The 20,312-nt window shown below is 40.5% G+C and carries 14 protein-coding genes; 7 read left to right on the top strand and 7 right to left on the bottom strand.

All coding sequences use genetic code 11. The features are described 5' to 3' along the window. Positions 1–431, bottom strand: a 431-nt coding sequence (locus CDG79_RS20555) for a hypothetical protein (RefSeq protein WP_094343776.1), incomplete at its 3' end; no start/stop codon positions are given. After that, a complete protein-coding gene (locus tag CDG79_RS20550; RefSeq protein ID WP_094343775.1) occupies positions 424–729 on the bottom strand; it encodes a hypothetical protein in 306 nt (101 codons plus the stop codon). The genes CDG79_RS20555 and CDG79_RS20550, both read right to left, overlap by 8 nt. Before the next feature lie 220 nt (positions 730–949). Between CDG79_RS20550 and CDG79_RS20545 the strand changes: the two genes are divergently transcribed. The 3 genes from CDG79_RS20545 (at position 950) to CDG79_RS20535 (ending at position 7,222) form a co-directional block, all read left to right on the top strand. Next, positions 950–1,165 carry a hypothetical protein gene (locus tag CDG79_RS20545; protein ID WP_094343774.1) on the top strand — a complete coding sequence of 72 codons (216 nt, stop codon included), beginning with the start codon at positions 950–952 and terminating at the stop codon, positions 1,163–1,165. A 358-nt stretch (positions 1,166–1,523) separates the two neighbouring features. Continuing rightward, positions 1,524–3,203, top strand: coding sequence for a helix-turn-helix domain-containing protein (locus CDG79_RS20540; RefSeq protein ID WP_094343773.1), 1,680 nt, complete (start codon positions 1,524–1,526; stop codon positions 3,201–3,203). 479 nt (positions 3,204–3,682) lie between these two features. Continuing rightward, positions 3,683–7,222 carry a PriCT-2 domain-containing protein gene (locus CDG79_RS20535; RefSeq protein WP_094343772.1) on the top strand — a complete coding sequence of 1,180 codons (3,540 nt, stop codon included), beginning with the start codon at positions 3,683–3,685 and terminating at the stop codon, positions 7,220–7,222. Here CDG79_RS20535 and CDG79_RS20530 read toward each other — a convergent pair. The 4 genes from CDG79_RS20530 to CDG79_RS20505 form a co-directional block, all read right to left on the bottom strand. Beyond that, on the bottom strand, positions 7,162–7,404 hold the full coding sequence (locus CDG79_RS20530; RefSeq protein WP_094343771.1) for a hypothetical protein: 243 nt from the start codon (positions 7,402–7,404) through the stop codon (positions 7,162–7,164). The genes CDG79_RS20535 and CDG79_RS20530 overlap by 61 nt on opposite strands. A 617-nt stretch (positions 7,405–8,021) precedes the next feature. Next, complete coding sequence (locus CDG79_RS20520) at positions 8,022–9,116, bottom strand: hypothetical protein (RefSeq protein ID WP_094343770.1); 1,095 nt, start codon at positions 9,114–9,116, stop codon at positions 8,022–8,024. 359 nt (positions 9,117–9,475) lie between these two features. Then, positions 9,476–10,258: a hypothetical protein gene (locus tag CDG79_RS20510; protein WP_094343768.1), complete on the bottom strand. Its 783-nt coding sequence runs from the start codon at positions 10,256–10,258 to the stop codon at positions 9,476–9,478. Positions 10,259–10,270: 12 nt separating this feature from the next. Continuing rightward, complete coding sequence (locus CDG79_RS20505) at positions 10,271–10,840, bottom strand: hypothetical protein (RefSeq protein ID WP_094343767.1); 570 nt, start codon at positions 10,838–10,840, stop codon at positions 10,271–10,273. Between the two features lie 540 nt (positions 10,841–11,380). Between CDG79_RS20505 and CDG79_RS20500 the strand changes: the two genes are divergently transcribed. From CDG79_RS20500 to CDG79_RS20485, 4 genes are all read left to right on the top strand, one after another. After that, on the top strand, positions 11,381–11,782 hold the full coding sequence (locus CDG79_RS20500; protein ID WP_094343766.1) for a plasmid mobilization protein: 402 nt from the start codon (positions 11,381–11,383) through the stop codon (positions 11,780–11,782). Continuing rightward, complete coding sequence (locus CDG79_RS20495) at positions 11,763–13,295, top strand: relaxase/mobilization nuclease domain-containing protein (protein ID WP_094343765.1); 1,533 nt, start codon at positions 11,763–11,765, stop codon at positions 13,293–13,295. The genes CDG79_RS20500 and CDG79_RS20495 overlap by 20 nt, the downstream gene beginning before the upstream one ends. A gap of 350 nt (positions 13,296–13,645) precedes the next feature. Then, positions 13,646–14,968, top strand: a complete 1,323-nt coding sequence (locus CDG79_RS20490) for a P-loop NTPase fold protein (RefSeq protein ID WP_094343764.1) — start codon at positions 13,646–13,648, stop codon at positions 14,966–14,968. 16 nt (positions 14,969–14,984) lie between these two features. After that, positions 14,985–17,321, top strand: coding sequence for a tetratricopeptide repeat protein (locus CDG79_RS20485; protein WP_094343763.1), 2,337 nt, complete (start codon positions 14,985–14,987; stop codon positions 17,319–17,321). Between the two features lie 102 nt (positions 17,322–17,423). On the opposite strand, the gene CDG79_RS20480 is transcribed toward CDG79_RS20485, so the two are convergent. Beyond that, complete coding sequence (locus tag CDG79_RS20480; protein WP_094343762.1) at positions 17,424–20,291, bottom strand: DEAD/DEAH box helicase; 2,868 nt, start codon at positions 20,289–20,291, stop codon at positions 17,424–17,426. Between the last annotated feature and the right edge of the window lie 21 nt (positions 20,292–20,312).

The raw sequence follows: 20,312 nt of genomic DNA, 5'->3' as shown, positions 1-20,312 counted from the left end.
CCTTCAAAAATTTTGGCGTTGTAAATCCATGTCGGCTGATATTCCTCACCTCTGCTTTGTTCAATGCGGTCAACGCCGTGACAAAAGATAGTACCAACAACCATAAAACTAGTAGTTAGTAAGCTCAGAATTGCTACTTCTGACGCAGCATCAAGAATGAATGAGCTAATTTTTTTACGCCAAGGAATTACACGGCGAATGTGCATTACTGGCTTCTGTTCTAGATATGAATGCCACTGGTCATCAGCAAAATTCAAGGGCTTGGAATCACAATAATCGTGTTCATCAAGTAGTTCGCCTACTGCTTGGATTGCGTCGCCTAGCATCACATCTGGGGAGTATTCCAGTTGTCTGAATTCCTCTGAATCTCGGATTTCTCTGAGCCAGCGATCTATTGCTTCTAACCTTCGTAATTGATTTTGATTAAGCATTGTTCTCTGAAGGGGTAGTTCGTTGATTGCTTTTATCAGTGGTGGGTTGTTTACCAAAAGTGAAATCCGCTGCTGGTGCAGATATTTGCGTAACTACTGTGGGCACTGATTTTGCCAAAGAATCGCGTTCATCTATATCAAAGGCTGGCAAAACTTCCCAAGTAGCTTCTAAATGCCTGCCGTACCTGGAAAACATCACGTTAATTAGCTCTGTTAAACTTGCTAATTTGGTAGTTTTCAAAAGATGTTCGCCCATTTCCAACGCCGCGCCCCTAATCACAACTCGCGCTTGAACCATATTTTGGAGTCCTTAAGAATGACTGAAATCACTTGCAGACATAAGTGTGAGCATGGTTGCAATCAGATGCCCATGCCAAAAAACAAGATTTGACGCAATTGGGTTGTTTTTGGTCTTCTAAAAAATTTGCAGACTTTCTGCGTCCTATAAGTTACTATATCACAATAGTGCGATGTCGCAACATCGATACAAAAGAGATTCAAAGAGGAGGCATGGAATAATGGAGCAGGAGTTGCTACATCAGCACATTGCTACTGTGACAGATAAGAAAAAAGATCCTAACTACGGCTTGGTAAGAGGGTTGGTACCACAAGACCTACTCAAAAAATTCAAAATTTATTGTGTAGAAAATGGTGTCGATAACAGTCAGGGGCTGGAGAACCTATTGCGCGAGTATTTCGAGTGGAAAGACCAGGAAGGCAAGGAGGATAAATGAACACTGACATCAACCCACTTTTAGTGCCATCCCTGCTATTACTAAAGCGATCGCCTCAGCCCAACTGTCCCCCTATTTCTTTTAGAAGGGAAATAGGGGACTGCAAAATAATGACTCTTAGGCATTCAGTCAACGCTGAACAACCTTGTATTTACAAAACCTATCAAACCAAGCTTTCAAGCGGAGGCAGCAAATCTGGCTCAAACAACGGCTTGAAATAGCTGACACATATAATTAGCAGAGAAAACTTTTCCTTGCTGGCGTTAGATGGCAACTAACTGATGCACCAATCAAAAAATCCGCCTGCTGTTGCCCATACAGTCCTAGAAGATAAATTCCATTCGATGAGAGTTTTCTTATGGCAGCAAATGATTTAAATCCGCAACTTCCATTAATAGTAAATCTCAACTTGATTAATCAAGAAGGTCAGGAAAACATTGACCTCAGTAAATTAATCATAGAAATTGATTCAACTCTATTTCCTAACCAGGAACAATTTCTAAAAGCTTTACGCAGTCATTTGTTACAGTCTCTCAAAGAAGTTCCTGTAACAACTTCCATCAATCTGAGACAAATAGAAAACAATTCTTTTGAAAATGCCGAAGATGAATTATATCCTCCGGTTACAAAATATCAAAGTGAGAAATGTAAAAATAGTATTCAGGAAAACGAAAGTTATTTTGAAACTCCAGCTAATTCCATCCCCAGTACTTCAATCACAGTTAGACAATCAAAATTATTTAAGTCCCAAGACTTTGAAGCTATTCCAACAGCAGCACTTATGTTTTCCAGTATTGACTCTCAAATCAAAAAAGAATTGTGGAAGCAAAATGAAGATGGGATAGCCTACTTACAACATAGAGCTAAGGGCGATTCTCAAAACTTCATTGAGCATTATATTGCCAACCCCGGTGATATTTCCATGCTCCCTTGGGATGAAGCACTGCAAATCATTGATAAATTTGGGTTTAACAGCGCCAAACTGCACTTAATCTTTGCTGCCTATGCAATGAAACAGGAAAGACCGTGGGAAAGCTTATTTATTCTCAATGCCAGCGACTTGATAAAAGATATGGGTTGGGATCAGCGAACAGATTTACCCAAACATAAAAAACTCTCAGAAATAGCCAAAACTGCGTTTGCATTAGATTGTTTGTTAGTTAAAACAGTATGGATAGAAGGTAGGAACAAAAAAGGTGGAATAAATGCTAGTACCCCTGTAGGTCGAATGTGGAACATTACAGTTGTGCCTTATGGTCAGATAAATTTACAGGGGAAAATAGAAGAACCATTAGAAGTTCAGTTAATTATTCAACCAGGTGCTTGGACTAAACTTTTTTTGAATAGAGCAGGAGCCAAATCAAGGGACGCTTTATATCAGTTTGGCTACTTAGCCCAACAAGTTTTGAAAATTGACCCCTACCATGAGGAACTCGCGCTAAGACTGGCTATATATCTAACATTGGATAGTCGGATTCGCCTTGATGGAAACTACAAAGTACAGGGGCTATTAGAAATTGCATTCGCTAAACCGATTATAGATAAAGCCCAGTTAGACTTTCGCCGAGCGTATGACCTAAAGCAGCACTGGGATAGTGCCATAAAGCTACTGCTCAAGCTGAGATGGCAGATTGTGTTTGACCCGGAAACGTACCCTGAATGGCTAAAACCAGACTGCAAGGACAAGAAGCCTAAAGGCTACCTGAACAAGTTGCTGGATGCCAAACTCACCATCAAACCCCCAGCTCCTATCCCAGAATTGATAGCATCCAAGGCTAAACCTAAAATAGAACAATTACAATCCAAAGTTCAACCTAAGATAGAACAGTTACAGCCCAAAGCCAAGCCAAAACAGCTACAACACATCAGCTTGACTGGCAGCCAAGTTAAAGAAGCACGTATTGCCAAAGGTTGGACACAGACTCAGCTGGCTGGTTTTCTTGGGGTGTCCCAAAAACTCATCTCCCTGATCGAAAAAGGCGAACGCACCATCAGCCTAGCTCACGCTAACAAGATCCGAAAACTTCTTGACATCTAATTTTGAGTATTAATGCTTAACGCTTCCTCGCAGCCAGCCACTCATTACCTGTGGTTGGCTATTTTTATGTTCTTGCTTTGTTCTAAAAAAAATCACCATGCAAAATAGGCTTAAAAGCCTTACTCCATATAGTTTTAAGCTTTAGAACAAAGACTCTAGAATCCCCGGATGAAAACTCTAGAATCCCTGGATGAAAACTCTAGAATCCCCGGATAATCTATTTTTAAAACCCTTACTGACTAAGGGTTTCAGCTTTTTAGAACAGCCCTAATTAATTAGATTAATTAGATCAGTTTGGCTTAGGGGTCTTAACCAATCTGGCATTATTTTCTGGTGTCCAAAAATGTCAAAAACTTTTTTGGCTACTGAAAACCTTAAGCTGCCCTCAAACCAAAATCCCACAATAAGCACCCTGGCGTGTACCAACAGAGGGGGTAATGGCTGATAAGCGGCGGTTTCCTAGAAGGAGTGACTAATAAATGACAAACCCCGTAGTTGAGAGCAGAAGAACGGCGCTATCAGGGAAAAAATCTATTTACGATAGCGCATTTTTACCCCCAGTCATACCTAGTAATAAAATCAAGTTTGCGTTTAACGCCACTGGCAGAAATAAAGACTGGGACTTTAAGAAACTTGCCGCCAACTTTCAAGATACAGAAGGCACTCTAGAAGATGTGCAGCAACACATTAAAGCAGGTCACGCTATCTGTGCTGGCTTATTGGGTGGGAAATGGCGCAGTAAGGCTAATGTCATCGGTTCTCAATGGTTGCTCCTCGACATTGATAATTCCGATGTCGCCCGTGATACTGACGGCAAACCAATCAAGGACGAAAACGGAAATTCTATCAAAGTTTACGATCCGCAACTAACCATCTCAGAAGCCCTAGCCCATTCCTTCATTCAAAAGCACTGCGCTTTAATGTACACCACTGCCAGTCATAAACCAGACTGGCATAAATTCCGGTTGATTTTCCCTTTACCGCAATATGTTGAAGGTGCTGATACTGTAGAAGCTTGTACCCGTAAGCTGATGCAGCAGTTACCGCATGATCCAGCTTGTAAAGACGCTTCCCGTGTATTTTACGGCAGCACAGAGGCAGAATTTCCCCTGGTCAACCCTGAAGCCACTTTACCAGCTGAATGGATTCAGGAAGCGATTGCGATCGCGCTGCATGAACGGGAGGAGTATCAGCTAAGAATTCAAGAAATTGAGTCACGGCGTAAAGAGTGGCGTGAGATTTCCCTCACTGAAGGCTGGGACATTGACCAGCTAATCCAGAACGCGCTTTCATTCATCCCACCACGTACCCCAGGAAGCGGTAACTACGACGAATGCCGTCAAGTGCTAATGGCACTGGTTAATCATTATGGGGCATCAGAAGCGGAAATCATAGCAGAACAGTGGTCGCCCAGTATCAAAGGCTCAACTTGGAACATCCACGCTAAGATTCGCAGTTTTAGACGTGGGGGAATCTCAATCGGTACACTGTTTCACATTGCCAAACAGTATGGTTTTCGCTTTCCGCAACGGCAGTATGAACCCAACGTCGGCAACAAAGGAGTAATTAGCCGTGAACAGTGGGAGCTTGGGCGAGTCAGAGAGGACTTAAGCAGCTTCCAAAATTTATTAAAGCAAGCGATCGCTCCATTTTCTTCAATATTTAAAGGATTTAAAGCCCCACCAACACCAAAGCCCTTACCCGAAATTGACACGCCTTCGGCCAATGTAATTATTTACAAGCGCGGCAGTATTCCGCACAGGAGCGAAGTTACAGGCAATATCTCTATCTCCTGCCAGCCAGAAGAACATATTGCTGCGTGGGTAGAAGCTGTTTCTAAAGGCTGGACACAAATTTTAGATAATTCCCACCCTGGACTGGGCAAGTCTTACAACGCGGGGCAATTAACGGCGGGGCTATTCGGCGTTGATAAACTAATTTACCAGGATGCCAACCATAGAAACCCGTCCACACTGCCCATTGAGACGAATTTCGTTGATCTGCCAGTACGTCACAACGGCTTTAAACTAGATCCCACCCGCAAAACTCCTACAGGTGAGGATTTTAAACTGTGGACTAAAGCGGGTGAAACTGCCGACACTGATGGCAATTGTCACAGAACTTACTTATTTAACGCCTTCCGCAACAAGAATTTTAGCAGCCTTGATTTTGAAGAGAGCGGCATCAGCCCCATCTGTGGCGGTTGTTCCCTTAAAAATCAGTGCCGTTTTGCCAGTGGTGATGGTTTTGGCTTCCGCTTTCAAAAACGTACAGCAATTCAAAATTATTCTGAACTCAGAGCGCACCCAGACTCTACACCAGTTACCTTAACTAATGCTGCTGACCAAACTTTCACCGTTGGGCGGTTATGGGAAGAAGCTGGTACACTCATCAAGCCCGTGCGCTCGGTTGATGTGAACCTTGGCGATTTTGAAACCACTGTGGGCAAACTGCTACTGTTAGAACCAAATCTTCTATCACAGCTGCAACCTGCACTCTTAGTTTTACACCAACTGTTAACTCAGCAACTTAAACCCACTGACCGCTACGGGTTTGATGATGCCAGCATCCGTGCGCTGCTGCCGGCTTTCCCCACAGGCTTAGATATCGAAGCGATTCAGCAAGCCTCAGAACCTGATTTAACTTTCTTAGAAGACTTGGACTCAATTGATATTACCCAAGATAAACAACTCAAAAAAAGCTCTGCGGCTCGTTATGCTGCCAAAAAGGTAGTTAAAGACAGCGCACGAACGGCAGGCAGGGAGTTTCTTGACTTGCCTAATTACTGGTTGCCTGACTTTCTGGAAGCTTGGAAAGGTGACGGTAGTTTCCAATCTCAATGGGGTGTACTCAGCATTTACCGCCCAAACCCAAAGCATACTGAATTGGCCAAATCTGCCCAATTTAATATTTACCTTGATGCCACTTTCAAATCTCACAAGTTGAAATTGAAACTGGGCATCGATGATCCTGTGTTAGTCATTGAGCAACAACGCCCAGACTACGACAATTTAAAAGTCGTCAACGTTACTGGGCTGGGTAAACTGCCTAAAAATCGCTCCCTCCCACTTAGCGCTCGTGTTAATGCCCTCAAAGAAACCTTGAAAAAACTCTGCCCCAACCTTGGCATTATCGATTGGAAACAAATTGCAACCCAAGCCGAGGTCCGTACAGAATACGGTCACTTTGTCGATGGGCGTGGTGTTAATCGGTTTAGTGAGTGTGATGCGATCGCAAGTTTTGGCATTCCCTACCAAAACATCGGTGTTTTAGCCGCACAATATCAGGTGATGACTGGTGAACCAGTCAACCTGGAAGATAAAAACAGCACTTTCCAAAAGTATCTCACTGAACTGATCAATGCAGAAATTATACAAGAGATTGGGCGATTACGCGCTCATCGTCGCTCCAATGTGGAGCTAACATTCTACTTCTGCGCTGACTATGACCTCAATTTCCTTTTAAATGAATTACCAAGAGTGAAATTAGAAAGCGTTGATGCTTTCCAACTCTGCCCCGAAGCGGGTAAAGCCAGTGAGCAGACAGGACACGCCATTGTCAACGCATTAACGCAGCTTTGGCAGTCAAAGCAGAAAATTACCCAACCGGCGATCGCCAACATTGCCGAAATCTCCCAAGCCTGGGTGAGCCGATTTACCCAGCGTTGGGGGGGCTGGCAGCACTTTAAAAAATTATTACTCTTGCTATTAGATAGTCTTAATAGCGGTAGTAATAAAAATTTGGCTGACTTAGACGACGATGAAACGTGGTTAGCCCGTACATACTTCCCGATGTTGATTGCTGAATCAGAATCATCACTCCCAACTGTGCTTGAAGGGGTGGCAGAAGTTGCCCAAGTTTTTGATACTAGGGCGATGCGGCGAGTTTTGAATTTCTGCACGCCCCAAGTTAGGGCTGACTTGCTGATGATTGTACTGAGTTGTCTGCCCACCGAAATTTACTCAATTTCAGTTTCTCCACTCTCTGCATCACTCGCAGAACCTGCGCTATCACCTTGAACAGTCATAAGAACTGATTCTAGACGATAACCTGCTTCGCGGATGTAATAAGAAGCTGCACCCACGTCTTCAAACACGCTGTCAAATTGGGGATGAGTTGACGGAAAAATCTTTCTCAGGCGATCGTTGATTCCTGAAAGTTCTTGCTGAATTGCGATTAGTTCTTGAGTATCATCATCCATACTTATTTACCACAAAGATAGCTGCCCCGGTGAAACATTTGATTTCCCACCTCTATGGTATAAAAGGTGACTTGCACTGCAAAGAGCTATAAGGTTGCCTCTGTGGTTATTTGCTGGATTTCTGTCCCAATGATGAACCTGTAGCGTATACACTCTGCGTTTTGAGCGTGTAATCTCTGATGTTTTTTCACTCTTACGGTATGCAGTGTAACCCGCACTTTTGACAACGCCACTGGGCTTGTTGCTTAACTTCCGTGGCAATTTCTGACCAATTATCTGGGTATAGAGAATAGGTGAACGTCATCAGTCTAATTAAACTAAAGCTTTGAGAATTGTAATGCTTCTAGCAGTACGAAAGCTTAACCAAATTAAGACAAGGCAACTGACAAGTCACAGCGCAAGCACTCGCACTATGGTTGATTGTATTTCTCCTGTAACATAGCTGAACATTTTGGAAACGTCCTGCCTTAACCTTTGGCTGTACTGTTAAAGGCAAGCAATAACAAAAACTGTTATTACAATAGCTATTCTGGTTTATTGTGAGGCATCCAAGTAATCATCTTGTGAGACGATTAAAATGAATAAGTGCGCCTTGTGTTCTGATAGGTGATAGCGTATTAGATTCCTAACGCAAAGTCATCGCCACCTTTAAAATCAAACTCTGCCCGATAAGAGTATTCAATTTTCAGCGTATAGTCTGCACTATTAGGACTATTGGTTTCTATTACTATTTCTCGCAATATTTCTCCAGTAGATTCCGAGTTATGAGAACCAACGGGAAGTAAGTCACCAAAGGCTATTTCTGGTGATGGTTTAATCGTAATGGCTGGCTTTCCATCGGCTAAATTTGGAATGGGAGTTCCATCTTTTAGCAATGCCGATACAACGGCTGTTAAACTTCTAAAGGTGACATTTGAGTAACAGTTAGACGCTACGATTGCCATAGTTTCTGAACCCTGCACCGCCAATGGCTGGCGATCGCTCTTTAACTCAAAACACGGTAGTGGCTGCTGAATCTCTAACTGAATCCCAACTGGACGGCTATTACAAATTACCTTTTGAAGAACCTCTGTAAAGCCACCAATAGAATCGCGATCGGTAAAAGCTTGTCCACTTGTTTCCTTAGCTAATCTGGCGTATTCTTGCTGCAAACTATCTTTAAATTTGCTCTTGGTCGTGCCAAAATAGGTATGAACCTTCACTCCTGCCTGTTGAGCTTTTGCGATCGCTTTATTGGCAGCGACAATATCTTTCTCTTCGGTTTTATTTCCTCCAGCTTCCAGGGCTTCATCACCCAAATAGAAAATTGATCGGGTTGCGCCCGGTCGCCAATCAAAATAAGTTGAGATATCTTCAATAGTTCGAGCCGCATCTTCTTGCGCTCCCGCATCAGGTAATTGTCCTCGCTTTCTGGCTCGTAAGTCTCCCTTGGAAACTTGGCACTCTTTCAAAAGATGATCCCGTACTGTCCGATTAAAATTTGTCCCTTTCCAAGTACCTTCAATGCCAAGCCAAATCACTCTCAAATCGCAAGGACAGCTAGAAGAGGCGGTAGCAATCGCTGTGGTAGCGGCATTGCTCAGGTCGGAAGCTTCATCTTTCATCGAAGGGCTAGTATCGATGACGATCACTAAATCTACTGGTTCTGTTGCTGTAGCGCTGTCGATTTTGCAAGGGCGCACTGTCGGAATGATTTGTTGTCTTTGACTCATATCTTTGATATGCACTCTGATTAGTTGATGCTGATTCCTGTTATTTTTGCACAGACCAAGAACGAATTTTGCCTCGGAATTTTTATCTTGATTAAACTTAAGAAGCAGTCTAAAGCAACACCTAGTAAACAAAAAGCCGCGGAAATTTTTTTAGGCTTTAGGCGTTTGACTCAGTTTGAAAAAAAACTGGGGCAATTTATGATGCCTAGATTTTTAGTTAGTGAATAATTTACGCGAACACTTCTTTTTGTCCAAAGTCCAAAAAATTATTAAAATTACTAAAATTCTTAGCTAATTTTTGTGAGGACAACCTCACTAGTTTAGCCCTAACCTTTAAAAAACTGTAAATTTTCAAACTCTTACTTCTTTATACTTTTAAAGTTTCTAGATGTTATGCCTTTAAGCCTTAAAAATAAGCCAGCTTTAATCATTTCTGGCTCATTTCTAGTAATCCATGCAGTTAACCTGCCCATAACGGAAACCTCTATTTCTTCATAGTTCACTGCTTCTGTAAAGCCTGCGTCAAGTGAATCAATTCTATCGATAACTCTATCTACTATAGGAAGAAAATCTACCTCTATTGCTCCTAACTCCAATACAGCTTGTCTGGTTTTGGATTCGTTGTACTTGAGGAACGTTTCTTGGTCTTCACCCCAATACAAATTTCTTACCACTACATAATCAACCTGATTACCACAAGCTTCTATTAATCGTTTGAGTTGAATTACGCTGTCTTTGACTCTGCCTAGTACCGATACCATAGTAATGCGATAGCCCAGGCTTGACGATTCCACATCTTGAACAAAATCCTTAAAATATTCTCCTACTCCAGACGGCAGATCCATTAAAGCTACAGTAGGACTTAATTGCTGTAAATCATTCTTGAAAATCTCGTTGAACCCACGTTGATTAAATTTGATTGTTTTGACCCCTCCATTTACAACTCTGTTATAGTGTCTCCAAAGTTGTGGATTGTTAGAGTCGCAGTCATACGCTACAACATTAATCTTGTTGGCTAAGTACATATCCAACAGAAACCTAGCCACAATACTTTTACCTGTACCTCCCTTCTCTCCAGTACATAGCACTATTCTTTTATTCAGTGCTGCTCTTTCTCCATTAATCGGGTAAGTTTGACTCATAATTCAACCAGTTTATAAATCTTCAGCATTGTAAAGTTTTGGTTGAAAGGCAGCGTTGTTTAATTCACCCTCTAGGTTTGATTGTGCCGATTGCTCCTGCGAGAAAGGCTGTTTATTTTTTCTCTTGCCCTTTGCACTATTTACTGTTAATTTCTCCGGCTCACTACTGGCTTGAACTGACGCAGTATTTTCCACTGGTGACTCAGTTTCAATCGCAGTATTTTCAATCGCAGTATTTCCCACCGTTAGCTGAGTTTCAGTAGCCGGATTTGATAAAGTACTACTGTTGCCACTTGAGTCGGTCTTTTGACGGCGATGAGTATTTTTCTTCAACTCGCCGATTAAATATTTGATTCTGCTACCAGTCAAATTAATCCCCAAACCCTTCAGCATCTCCGATACTTCATCATAACTGTAGCCGTACTTATTAGAGGTCAGCTTCTCAATGTACCGTCTCATTTTCCTGATGGCCTCTCTATCCGATATATCCTCTCGCTCTTTTGGCTTCTGCTCCTTAAGTGCTTTGATAGCCTCATCAATCTTGCTTTTAGTAATCTGACCAGAATCTTTTGGTTCAACCATTGCTATGAAATTAAATTGATTATCATAATTCCCTTATTCTCCACTATTTTTCAAAAAGTATAACTCCTCCTTAAAAGCTGGTTTCAGCTACGCTGCTTATAATTTTCGTAATGAGGCTACGCCCTTACATCATTTATTAGATGCTGATATATTTCTCCCGCTCCAGCTACGCTGTTGCTATGTTCTCCTGTTCTTGACTGTTGCTGACTGTAGCCAAACCACCCTGGCTACGCCGCCGCAGTGATTCAAACACTGATATAATTATGACGAAACAGCTACGCTGTTATCGTTCTTCATCCCACCCGTAATCACCCGAAACCGTCCTCTCAGCTACGCTGTCTTACCCTCGCCCCCAGCCTCTCACTGTGCCTCCGTACCTCCGTAGCATTCGACACATCGACTATCCCCGTATTTAGGCTAGAAGCCAGCCATGCCTCAAAGCTTACGCTTTGTCTCGCTACGCTCGAACGGCAGACTGGTTCAAGTGGGGAAACCCCCCTTGAAAAACCCCCCTCGCAATGTCCCTCGATATCCCGACTTATGGCGAACCGCAAGCAGTCTAAAGCTCTAATCCGAAAGCATATTTTTCCAGTTCGCTTGAGTGACATCGAACTAGATATGATTCGTATTAAATCACAAGACGCGGGGATGTCAGCGAGTGAACTGATGAGGCGTAATGCGTTGATGCGTCCATTACCAAAACGACTAAGTAAAATTAGCTTGCAAACATATTGGGAATTAGGACAAATCGGCAACAACCTAAATCAGCTTGTTAAAGCCACAAACACAGCTATATTAATGGGGCGAACTCCACCAGCAAAACCAGAACTGTTACGAGAACTTTTAGAACTGCTGCATCAGTGCAGACGAGATATTGCCTCGGATGATATTGAATCTGACGATTGGGAAGAAGAGGAAGACGATGATTGGGAAGCAGACTAAGGGCAGAGGTTTTCGCAAGCTCTTGGATTATTTAGAATCCCGTGAAGATGCTAAACTAATCGGCGGCAATATGAGCGGGAGAAATGCCCGTGAATTGGCGCGGGAATTTAAGCTGTCTCGACAACTAAATTCTGATGCAGACCGAGTTGTTTACCATGTCTCGCTATCAGCAGCTAAGGGGGACTTATTAGATGATGATTTGTGGAACGAAATCGGCGACCGCTACATGTTTGAGATGGGTTTTGATGCCAATCAGTTTGTCATCTTCCGCCACCATAACACCGACGACGACCACATCCACATTGCCGCCAGCCGGATCAGGATGGATACAGGGCTAGTAGTGCATGATTCCTGGGATTATGTACGTTCTGAGAAAGTCCTACGACAAATTGAAATTGACTATGATTTAGTCCAGGTACAGGGCAGCAGAGAGAAACTGAATCGCACACCCAGCACCGGACAAATTAGACGCATTAGACGAGAACAAGAAGAATTTTCACAGGGACAACGTGACTCTCCTCCACAACGCACCATCAAAGAGTCAGTTCAGCAGACAATTGATCGGGCCAGAGTTGATTCTCCCCAAATGCCAACCCTAATCATGCGGTTGCAGCAAGCTGGCATTAGTGTAAGAACAGGATTTACCAGAAATGGGAAGTCTAAAGGCATTTCTTATGAGAAAGATGGGCAAGCTTTTAGTGGTACACAGTTAGGCGCAGCTTATACCTTCCCCGGTTTGCAAAAACATCTTGGCGTTGACTACCAAACAGAACGTGATGATGAACCTATTAATGAATTGCTGCTCAAACCTGTTAAACCACTCCCAGTTGAGCAGTTAGAAAAACTCTTTCAAGAGATTGAACGCAAACAGCGACAGCCTCAGTTCACCCCACCACCAGAGGATAAAGTTGTTTGGCAAGTGTTGCACAAGTACTTAAGCGAGAAACGCTATATACCAGATTATATTGTGCAAGGATTACATGGTAATCAGTTGCTTTACATGGATGAGCAACGAAATATTTTGTTTATCAAGCGTAATTTAGATGGTGAAAAAACTGGCGCATTAGTTTGGTCAAAGCCTAGACAAAATCATCGCACTGTGGAGTACGACCAAAACACCTCTACACCAAATGGTTGGTTTTATCTGAGATTAGGAGGGCAACCAACGGACAAGGTAGAAAACGTCTTTTTGTGTTCTACACCAATTGATGCGATGTCAGCAGCCACCTACCTGATCTCAAGTTGCAAAGGGCTACCACCAACTAGAACCATGTTGATAGTAGCTGATGACCCGAATAACCTACCTATGGAATTTCTTAAGAGTTTCAATAGGGTGGTCGTAGCATTCAATAATGATGATCTTGGGAATAAAACAGCTAGTGCAGTATTAGAATTGTTGCCACAGGGTAAAAGGCTCAAAACCCATAATCCTGATTGGAGTCAGGAATTAGAAGCTCATCTCAGGGAGGAGCAACAAAAGCAGAAACAGCTTGACCGTGGTTTTAGCTTGTGAGCCACGCGGAGCGTAGACCGAACTCGTGACCGCTTCGCTCTCGGAGTCGGTGGCTCTTACGGGCAGGGAGATTACTGGTTGGGACAACTAGATCCGAAAAGCCCGCAAGAGCCACTCCGCTAACGCCGACTCCGAGCCACGAGTTCTTAAATCTGCAATTCAGACACTCTAAACTTTTTGACTATATTAATGCTTAATTACTGTAGCAATAATCGTCTATCTCGGTGCAATAGCAGTATAGTTTTAAAACTTACCCTAGTAATTACCGTTTATAGTGGGCAATTTTTTTAACCTTAATTTATAATATCATTACATTTTATGACTTGTTTCCTTTTATGGCAAAAACTGTTATGCCTCAAGACTTCCATAGGCAACTCTACAATATGTTTAACCCGTTTAATCCTTTAGAACCAGGGGATTTAGCTTATGTAGACTGTCAGGAGGTTAGAGGAGATGGTGATATTAGGATGCAGCTAGGTAATTCGATTGTTTTGTCAGATCAGCTTATTTATCAATTATATACAGGGCATAGAGGAGCAGGTAAATCAACAGAATTAAAGAGACTTAAAGAATATTTAGAAGAAAAAGATTTTTATGTTGTTTATTTTGCTGCTGGAAATGATTTTGAAGAAGAAGATATTCAACATACTGATATTTTGTTAGCTTGTACAAGATATTTAATAGAGGCTTTAAAAGATTATGCTAATGCTAATCCATTGGTCGATTGGTTAAAGGAACGATGGAAATCTCTAGAAGAATTAGCTTCAACGGAAATTTCTTTTGATCAAGCCAATATAGAACTTGGCATTTCTCAATTTGCTAAAGTGACTGCTGTAATGAAATCTTCTCCGAGGACTCGTAATAAAATCCAGCAAGAGGTAGAAAAACATACACCTTCTTTAATTGAGGAATTGAATAAGTTTATTGCCCAAGCAAAGCTTAAGTTGGCTGATAAATATTTAGGCATTGTTGTAATTGCAGATAATTTAGATCGAATTGGAATTGTATTTGATCAAGCGAGTCAACGCAGCAACCATGATCAGATTTTTATTGATCGAAGTGAACAACTCAAAAGGTTGCAATGCCACATGATTTATACTGTTCCTATTTCAATGGTCTACTCAGATCGAGCAACAATCTTAGAAGACCGATTTGGATTAATTCAATCTTTACCAATGATTATGACTCATACTCCAGATGGAAGAGAATATCAACGTGGTATTGATAAACTTAAAGAACTTATTGAAAGACGAATTCAGCTTATTAGTAATAAGTTAACATTAAGTCAAGTATTTGAGGATGAAAAAATCCTGAAAAATTTATGTTTAATGAGTGGAGGTCATGTTAGAAATCTGGTTTTGTTAATAAGGACTGCATTAGAAAGAACTCTGACATTGCCAGTTTCTGAGAAAACAGCACAACGAGCAATTACAGAAATGAGAAATACTTACCGTAAAGCAATCAATGAAAATGAATGGCAAATCTTAGCTAAAGTTTATTTATCTAAAGAAAAATCGAATAATTATGATTATCATAAGTTACTATTTCATCGTTGTATTTTAGAATATCATCTGATAGAAGCTTATAATATAAAACCTTGGTATAATATTCATCCTTTGATTTGCGATATTGAAGAATTTCAACGAGCGTTAGAAAAAGAAAAAAAGGAATAAATGAGGAAGGGTAGAAATGAGTAAGCTTTCTTCTATTGATGATTTTGAAGGATTTTTAATACAAACGAACAAGCCTTATTTAATATCGAGTAAGGATATTTTTATAAATCAAGAACAGGAAGAAGAATATCAAATATTGTTGCGTTCACTCACTTGGACAGATGGATTTGGCTTATTTTTTATAGAATGTATTACTGAACAGGCAGAAAGATTGATACACAGACTAAAGCTGGATTTACCAAAAAAGTATATTGATATTTTAAAATTTACTGAACCTGTTGATAATCTTTATAATATTGTTAATGGTTTACCTAATCGAGATGAAATTAATATTTTATGTATTAAAGGTCTGGAATATTCTTTAAATAAGTATATTAAATCGGGCTTCGGAGGCGAAGGAGATTATTACAAGGAGGATTCTGTTCCTCGTATTCTAGCTCACTTAAATTTGCAAAGAGAAAGATTTCGAGATTCTTTTAATATATGCTTCCTTTTTTTATTACCTAAATTTGCTGTTAAATATTTTATCCGTCGCGCTCCAGATTTCTATGACTGGCGTTCAGGCACTTTTGAATTTTCTACAGATAAAGATATTTTAGAAGAAATCTTACGTGTTATTGATAAAGATATCAAACAATATCTAAATAATTTTACTATAGAACAATGTCAGGAAAATATATTAAAAATTGATTCTATTATAGAAGACTATCAAGATTTACACAAAAAAGCAGATTTGTTTTTAAAAAAGGGATTACTTTTATTTAAAGTAGCTCGTTATAAAGATGCTATTGATTGTTTTGACCTAGTATTAGAAATCAACGCTCAATTAAGTCACGTTTGGAATTATCGTGGAATTGCTTTATTAGTTTCTGAACGTATTGAAGAATCTATTATTTGTTTTGATAAAGTTTTAGAACTTGAGCCTAATAAGTATGAAATTTATCTTTTTCGAGGATTAGGTTTATTCAGCTTGGATCGTTTAGAAGATGCTATTATTAATTTTGATAAATATTTAGAATTTAAGTCAGATGATTATATTTTCTGGGAATTTAGAGCTAGAGTGCTTGCCAACTTAGAGCGTTATCAAGATGCACTTGCTAGTTTAGATAAAGCTTTAGAATTTAAGTCAGATGATTATAACTTTTGGGAATTTAGAGCTAGAGTGCTTGCCAACTTAAAGCGTTATCAAGATGCACTTGCTAGTTTAGATAAAGCTTTAGAATTAAAATCAGATGATTATGAAATTTGGAAACTTAGAGTTATATTCTTTATTAACTTAAAGCGTTATCAAGATGCACTTGCTAGTTTAGATAAAGCTTTAGAATTAAAATCAAATGATTATGAAATTTGGCAATTTAGAGCTACAGCGCTTGCCAACTTAGAACGTTATCAAGATGCACTTGCTAGTTTAGATAAAGCTTTAGAATTAAAATCAGATAATTATGAAGTTTGGCAACTTCGAGCTCCAGTGCTTGCTAAATTAAAGCGTTATCAAGATGCACTTGCTAGTTTAGATAAAGCTTTAGAATTAAAATCAGATGATTATGAAATTTGGAAATTTCGAGTTATATTCTTTATCCATTTCAATAGTTATCAAGATGCACTTACTAGTTTAGATAAAGCTTTAGAATTAAAATCAGATGATTATGAGCTTTGGGATCATAAAACTATTGCCCTTTATAAATTAAAATACTATGACGAAGCTATTAAAAGTACTAAAAAATCAATATCTCTATATCCTGAAAATAGTAAGAGTTGGAATGCATTAGGATATTTATTATTAAGAAAATATAGTCATGAAGAACCCGAGTTAAATACTCCTTTAGCCATTTATTATGAGGGCTTTAATTTTCATGGCAAGCAACAAAGTAATTCTGAAGAATCTGAATATTACCAGGAGTCCTTAACTTACTTTGATCAAGCGTTAAAATTTAAGAAAATTAATGATGACGATTGCCTTTTATATTGGACGAATCGTAGCTATTCTTTATATTATTTAGGACGCTATCAAGAAGCACTGGCTAGTTGTACCCAATCAGTTAAACTAAAATTAAGGAAAGATGTTGTTTGGGCTAATAAAGGATTTATATTACTTAAGTTAGGACGTTACAGAGAAGCCATTGAAAGTTTCAAAAAAGTATTTAAAATCAATTTTTATTATCGAGATATTCATTACAGTCTCGCTTCTTGTTATGCTTTAAAAAACAATATAAAACAGGCAGTCAAAACTCTTAAAGAAGCAATTTTGATTAATTATGAATATCGAGAAAGAGCAAAACTAGATCCTAATTTTGATCAAATCCGTCAAGATAGAAGATTCCAAAAATTAATGCAGGCTGAATCCAATAAATAAAAACTATGCCGTCACGATATCCCTGGTTTGGTACACTCTTATCCGTGGCGATCGCCCCTACGCAACTAGGTGTTGGATTTTGGCATTTGCACTTGATTAAAATTACCGCATCTCTCCAAATTCCTTGATATATTCTACTAACTCTCTGGTATGCCCACCTTCAGAGATTCGTGCCAAATTCCCCACTAAAATAAACAGTTCTCGCGCTCTGCTGACAGCCACATTAAGTAAATTAGGCCGCCGATTAATAAACCAGAGGCTATCAGTTGGTTGGCATTGGCGAGTCGAGAAAATTATCACTGACTTCTGACCACCTTGGAACGTGTGAACTGTACCAATGCTCTGCTGCGGGAAATCAGTCCAGCGAGATCGTAAACGTTGAGTCAGTGCATCTACTTGACGGCGGTAAGGTGAAATCACTCCAATTGTGTTGTCAGAGTCAGGAGAATTTAAGCAATAACCCGCCGCTAACAACTCCTCAATCAACGCTTCTACTGCATCAACTTCTGCCCAATTAACGTTGTTCTCAAGTTTCCCTTCCACATGGCAACCAATCAGGTTAGTACCTAACCGAGAAGCTTTTGGTTCAGTTTTGATGACCATCCCGTAGTTGCACAAGCGATCGCAAAAATCAGCAATTACCGGAACGCAACGGTAATGATATTTAAGGATAATACCCTGACCAATATCTTGCGGTTGCCCTGATGCCCCGGCTGCTCGGTGATAAGCTGTGGAAGCAGTGGGACTGTACCGGTCATAATCTGCATCCGTAAGTCCCTGTTCCAGAAAAGATTTGCTGCGATATTCGTCTTTCTTCTGGTCGCTCAAATTAACAACCGGCTCCAATTGCAATGGATCGCCCACAATCAAAGCCCGATTACACCTAACTAAAACCGGGAAAACTTGATGCGGTGGAATCTGACCCGCTTCATCTACAATTACTTGATCAATACAGCCACTATCGGGATAGGGTAACAAATTGCGGATGGAGTGCAAAGTGCAAAGAAACACTGGAAATAACAGGCTGATATCCCGATAAATGTTTCTCCAATTATGACTTAACTGACGAAAAGCATCCCATTCGCCATTCAATAATGCAATGTAAGTTCTAATGGAAGCTATCACCTCATCTTTTCGTCGCAGAGCTTCTTGTTGCTGAAATTGCCAAGACCACTCAAATAACTCTACTTGCAGCAAGTGCAATTCGGTGTAGAAGCGACTGTAGAAATCTTTTGTGGGATAGGTAGCAAGACGGTTTTCGATTTGAGAACGGCGAGTAATCAGGTCTTTGAGTTGCTGCTTTCTTGACTCAAGCTGCTGTTGTGCGCTGTCAATACCATTCTGTTGTTGCTGCCAATTCAATGCTTCTGCAAGTAGCTGGTCAACACTCTGCTGGGCGGCGATGAGAGATTCAGTTGTCAGTGGGATTTGAAATTGAAATGGGGTGGCCAGTGTCGCCAACACAGGCATCTCTATCTGTTTGTACAAGCGTTTGAGAACATGATGTGCGCTGGTTTTGGTTATCGACTGCCAGAATCGTTTAATCGTCTGCAAAAGCTTGACAAACCAGAAGTCATTTCTACTCTTATTCTGCCAGTAATCTTCAGACGGCAAAGAACGCCTAGCACTGTCAAGATATTGTCCTATCTGCTGGTAAGCTTCTAGGGGGAACTTATTGTAGTCGCGGTCAAATTCTAATGGTGACGAAGATTCAAATGCAGAAGTCTTTATCGCCTCGTCAAGCAATTGTATATCTCGGCATAGTGACTCTAATAATTGTTCATCAACACTTTTCTGTTGAAGCTCATCTTCGTCTTTTTTTCTATGAGATTCTATTTGCTGAACCCCAGCTAACAACTGTTGCTTTGCTGACTCCCATTCATCTAATTTAAATGTTTCTTTGGCTAACCAATCGAGTGCAGCTTGTAAACTAGGTAAAACTTGGCTCTCAACTAAATCCCTAGAGCCTCCTGATAGGTAGAAACGGTCAGACGTAAGGTTGCTGGCTAAGATTTTCTCAACGTTATTTACAGCAAATTTGTTAGTGCTTGTTACCACAGTTAGGTTACTTCTATCTTCACCCGTTGTTGCCAATTCCACGGCTCGATGTACCACTTGCTGCGCTATCTTATGTAACAGCAATGTCGTCTTGCCATTCCCCGGTGGCCCAATCACAGCAGTAATAGGATTTAACTGCGAATGTTTAAGAGCAAGTGCTTGATAGTCATCGGGCTGCGAGTTGGGAAAAGCACCCAAAAAAAGTACTTCATGTTGAGGTGCTTTTGGTTGTCCAAATAAATATTCGTAAGCCGGATGTCCTGGTCTTGCCCACTGAAAGTAATTCTGGTCGCTAATTTTCTGAAAATCTTTTTTGAGGTTGTAATTAAAAGCAGCGTAGTCAAAATCCAACAGATAAGGGAGAAGTTTTGACCGCACGGGAAACGGCGGTATTTCAATCAGCCCCATAAAATCTTGTAGCGTTTTAAAGGGACGATTGAAAGTAGTTTCGAGAAAAACTTTCAACCCTTCCCTTGTTACCAGAGACTCAGCCGCTTCTTCCTCTAGCCCGTACCACTGCATCAAATTGGGAATAACAGGCTGAAACTCATAATCAGTTAAATTCCATCCGCTACTGCGATAATTGCCCTCGAATAGTGTCGAAACATTGATCGTGAACAACGGGCGAAATTGACGGCGATTCGATTCAACTACATAAAGCTGCGGGAAAGCTACAGCAATTGATGGTAATTTTGTTTGCTCAAAGTTCTTTGCACTTTTAAACGGTTGCTTTAGTTTTTTAAATAAAGACTCGTCTATTAATAATTTATCGCCTACCAGATTTACGAGAGAGTCCCAGATGTTCGGTTGTTCTGAATCGTCAGCTTCTACTTTGGCATTACTCAAATTTTCAACATGGATGTAATCTAACCAAGCTTTGAGTAATTCTCGAATCTGTGAATCTGATGCCATCTCTGTTTCTCCCCTCGCACC

It is taken from the genome of Nostoc sp. 'Peltigera membranacea cyanobiont' 232, from assembly GCF_002245985.1.
GTDB lineage: Bacteria > Cyanobacteriota > Cyanobacteriia > Cyanobacteriales > Nostocaceae > Nostoc.
The sequence above is the reverse complement of the archived record's forward strand: the minus strand, read 5'-3'. Positions and strand labels throughout refer to the sequence as shown.

Bases quoted from the DNA above. Each gene is read 5' to 3' on its own strand.
- CDG79_RS20485 (WP_094343763.1), top strand. From the start codon at position 14,985: ATGAGTAAGCTTTCTTCTATTGATGATTTTGAAGGATTTTTAATACAA.
- CDG79_RS20500 (WP_094343766.1), top strand. From the start codon at position 11,381: ATGGCGAACCGCAAGCAGTCTAAAGCTCTAATCCGAAAGCATATTTTT.
- CDG79_RS20495 (WP_094343765.1), top strand. From the start codon at position 11,763: ATGATTGGGAAGCAGACTAAGGGCAGAGGTTTTCGCAAGCTCTTGGAT.
- CDG79_RS20545 (WP_094343774.1), top strand. From the start codon at position 950: ATGGAGCAGGAGTTGCTACATCAGCACATTGCTACTGTGACAGATAAG.
- CDG79_RS20490 (WP_094343764.1), top strand. From the start codon at position 13,646: ATGCCTCAAGACTTCCATAGGCAACTCTACAATATGTTTAACCCGTTT.
- CDG79_RS20530 (WP_094343771.1), bottom strand. From the start codon at position 7,404: ATGGATGATGATACTCAAGAACTAATCGCAATTCAGCAAGAACTTTCA.
- CDG79_RS20535 (WP_094343772.1), top strand. From the start codon at position 3,683: ATGACAAACCCCGTAGTTGAGAGCAGAAGAACGGCGCTATCAGGGAAA.
- CDG79_RS20520 (WP_094343770.1), bottom strand. From the start codon at position 9,116: ATGAGTCAAAGACAACAAATCATTCCGACAGTGCGCCCTTGCAAAATC.
- CDG79_RS20540 (WP_094343773.1), top strand. From the start codon at position 1,524: ATGGCAGCAAATGATTTAAATCCGCAACTTCCATTAATAGTAAATCTC.
- CDG79_RS20505 (WP_094343767.1), bottom strand. From the start codon at position 10,840: ATGGTTGAACCAAAAGATTCTGGTCAGATTACTAAAAGCAAGATTGAT.
- CDG79_RS20480 (WP_094343762.1), bottom strand. From the start codon at position 20,291: ATGGCATCAGATTCACAGATTCGAGAATTACTCAAAGCTTGGTTAGAT.
- CDG79_RS20510 (WP_094343768.1), bottom strand. From the start codon at position 10,258: ATGAGTCAAACTTACCCGATTAATGGAGAAAGAGCAGCACTGAATAAA.
- CDG79_RS20550 (WP_094343775.1), bottom strand. From the start codon at position 729: ATGGTTCAAGCGCGAGTTGTGATTAGGGGCGCGGCGTTGGAAATGGGC.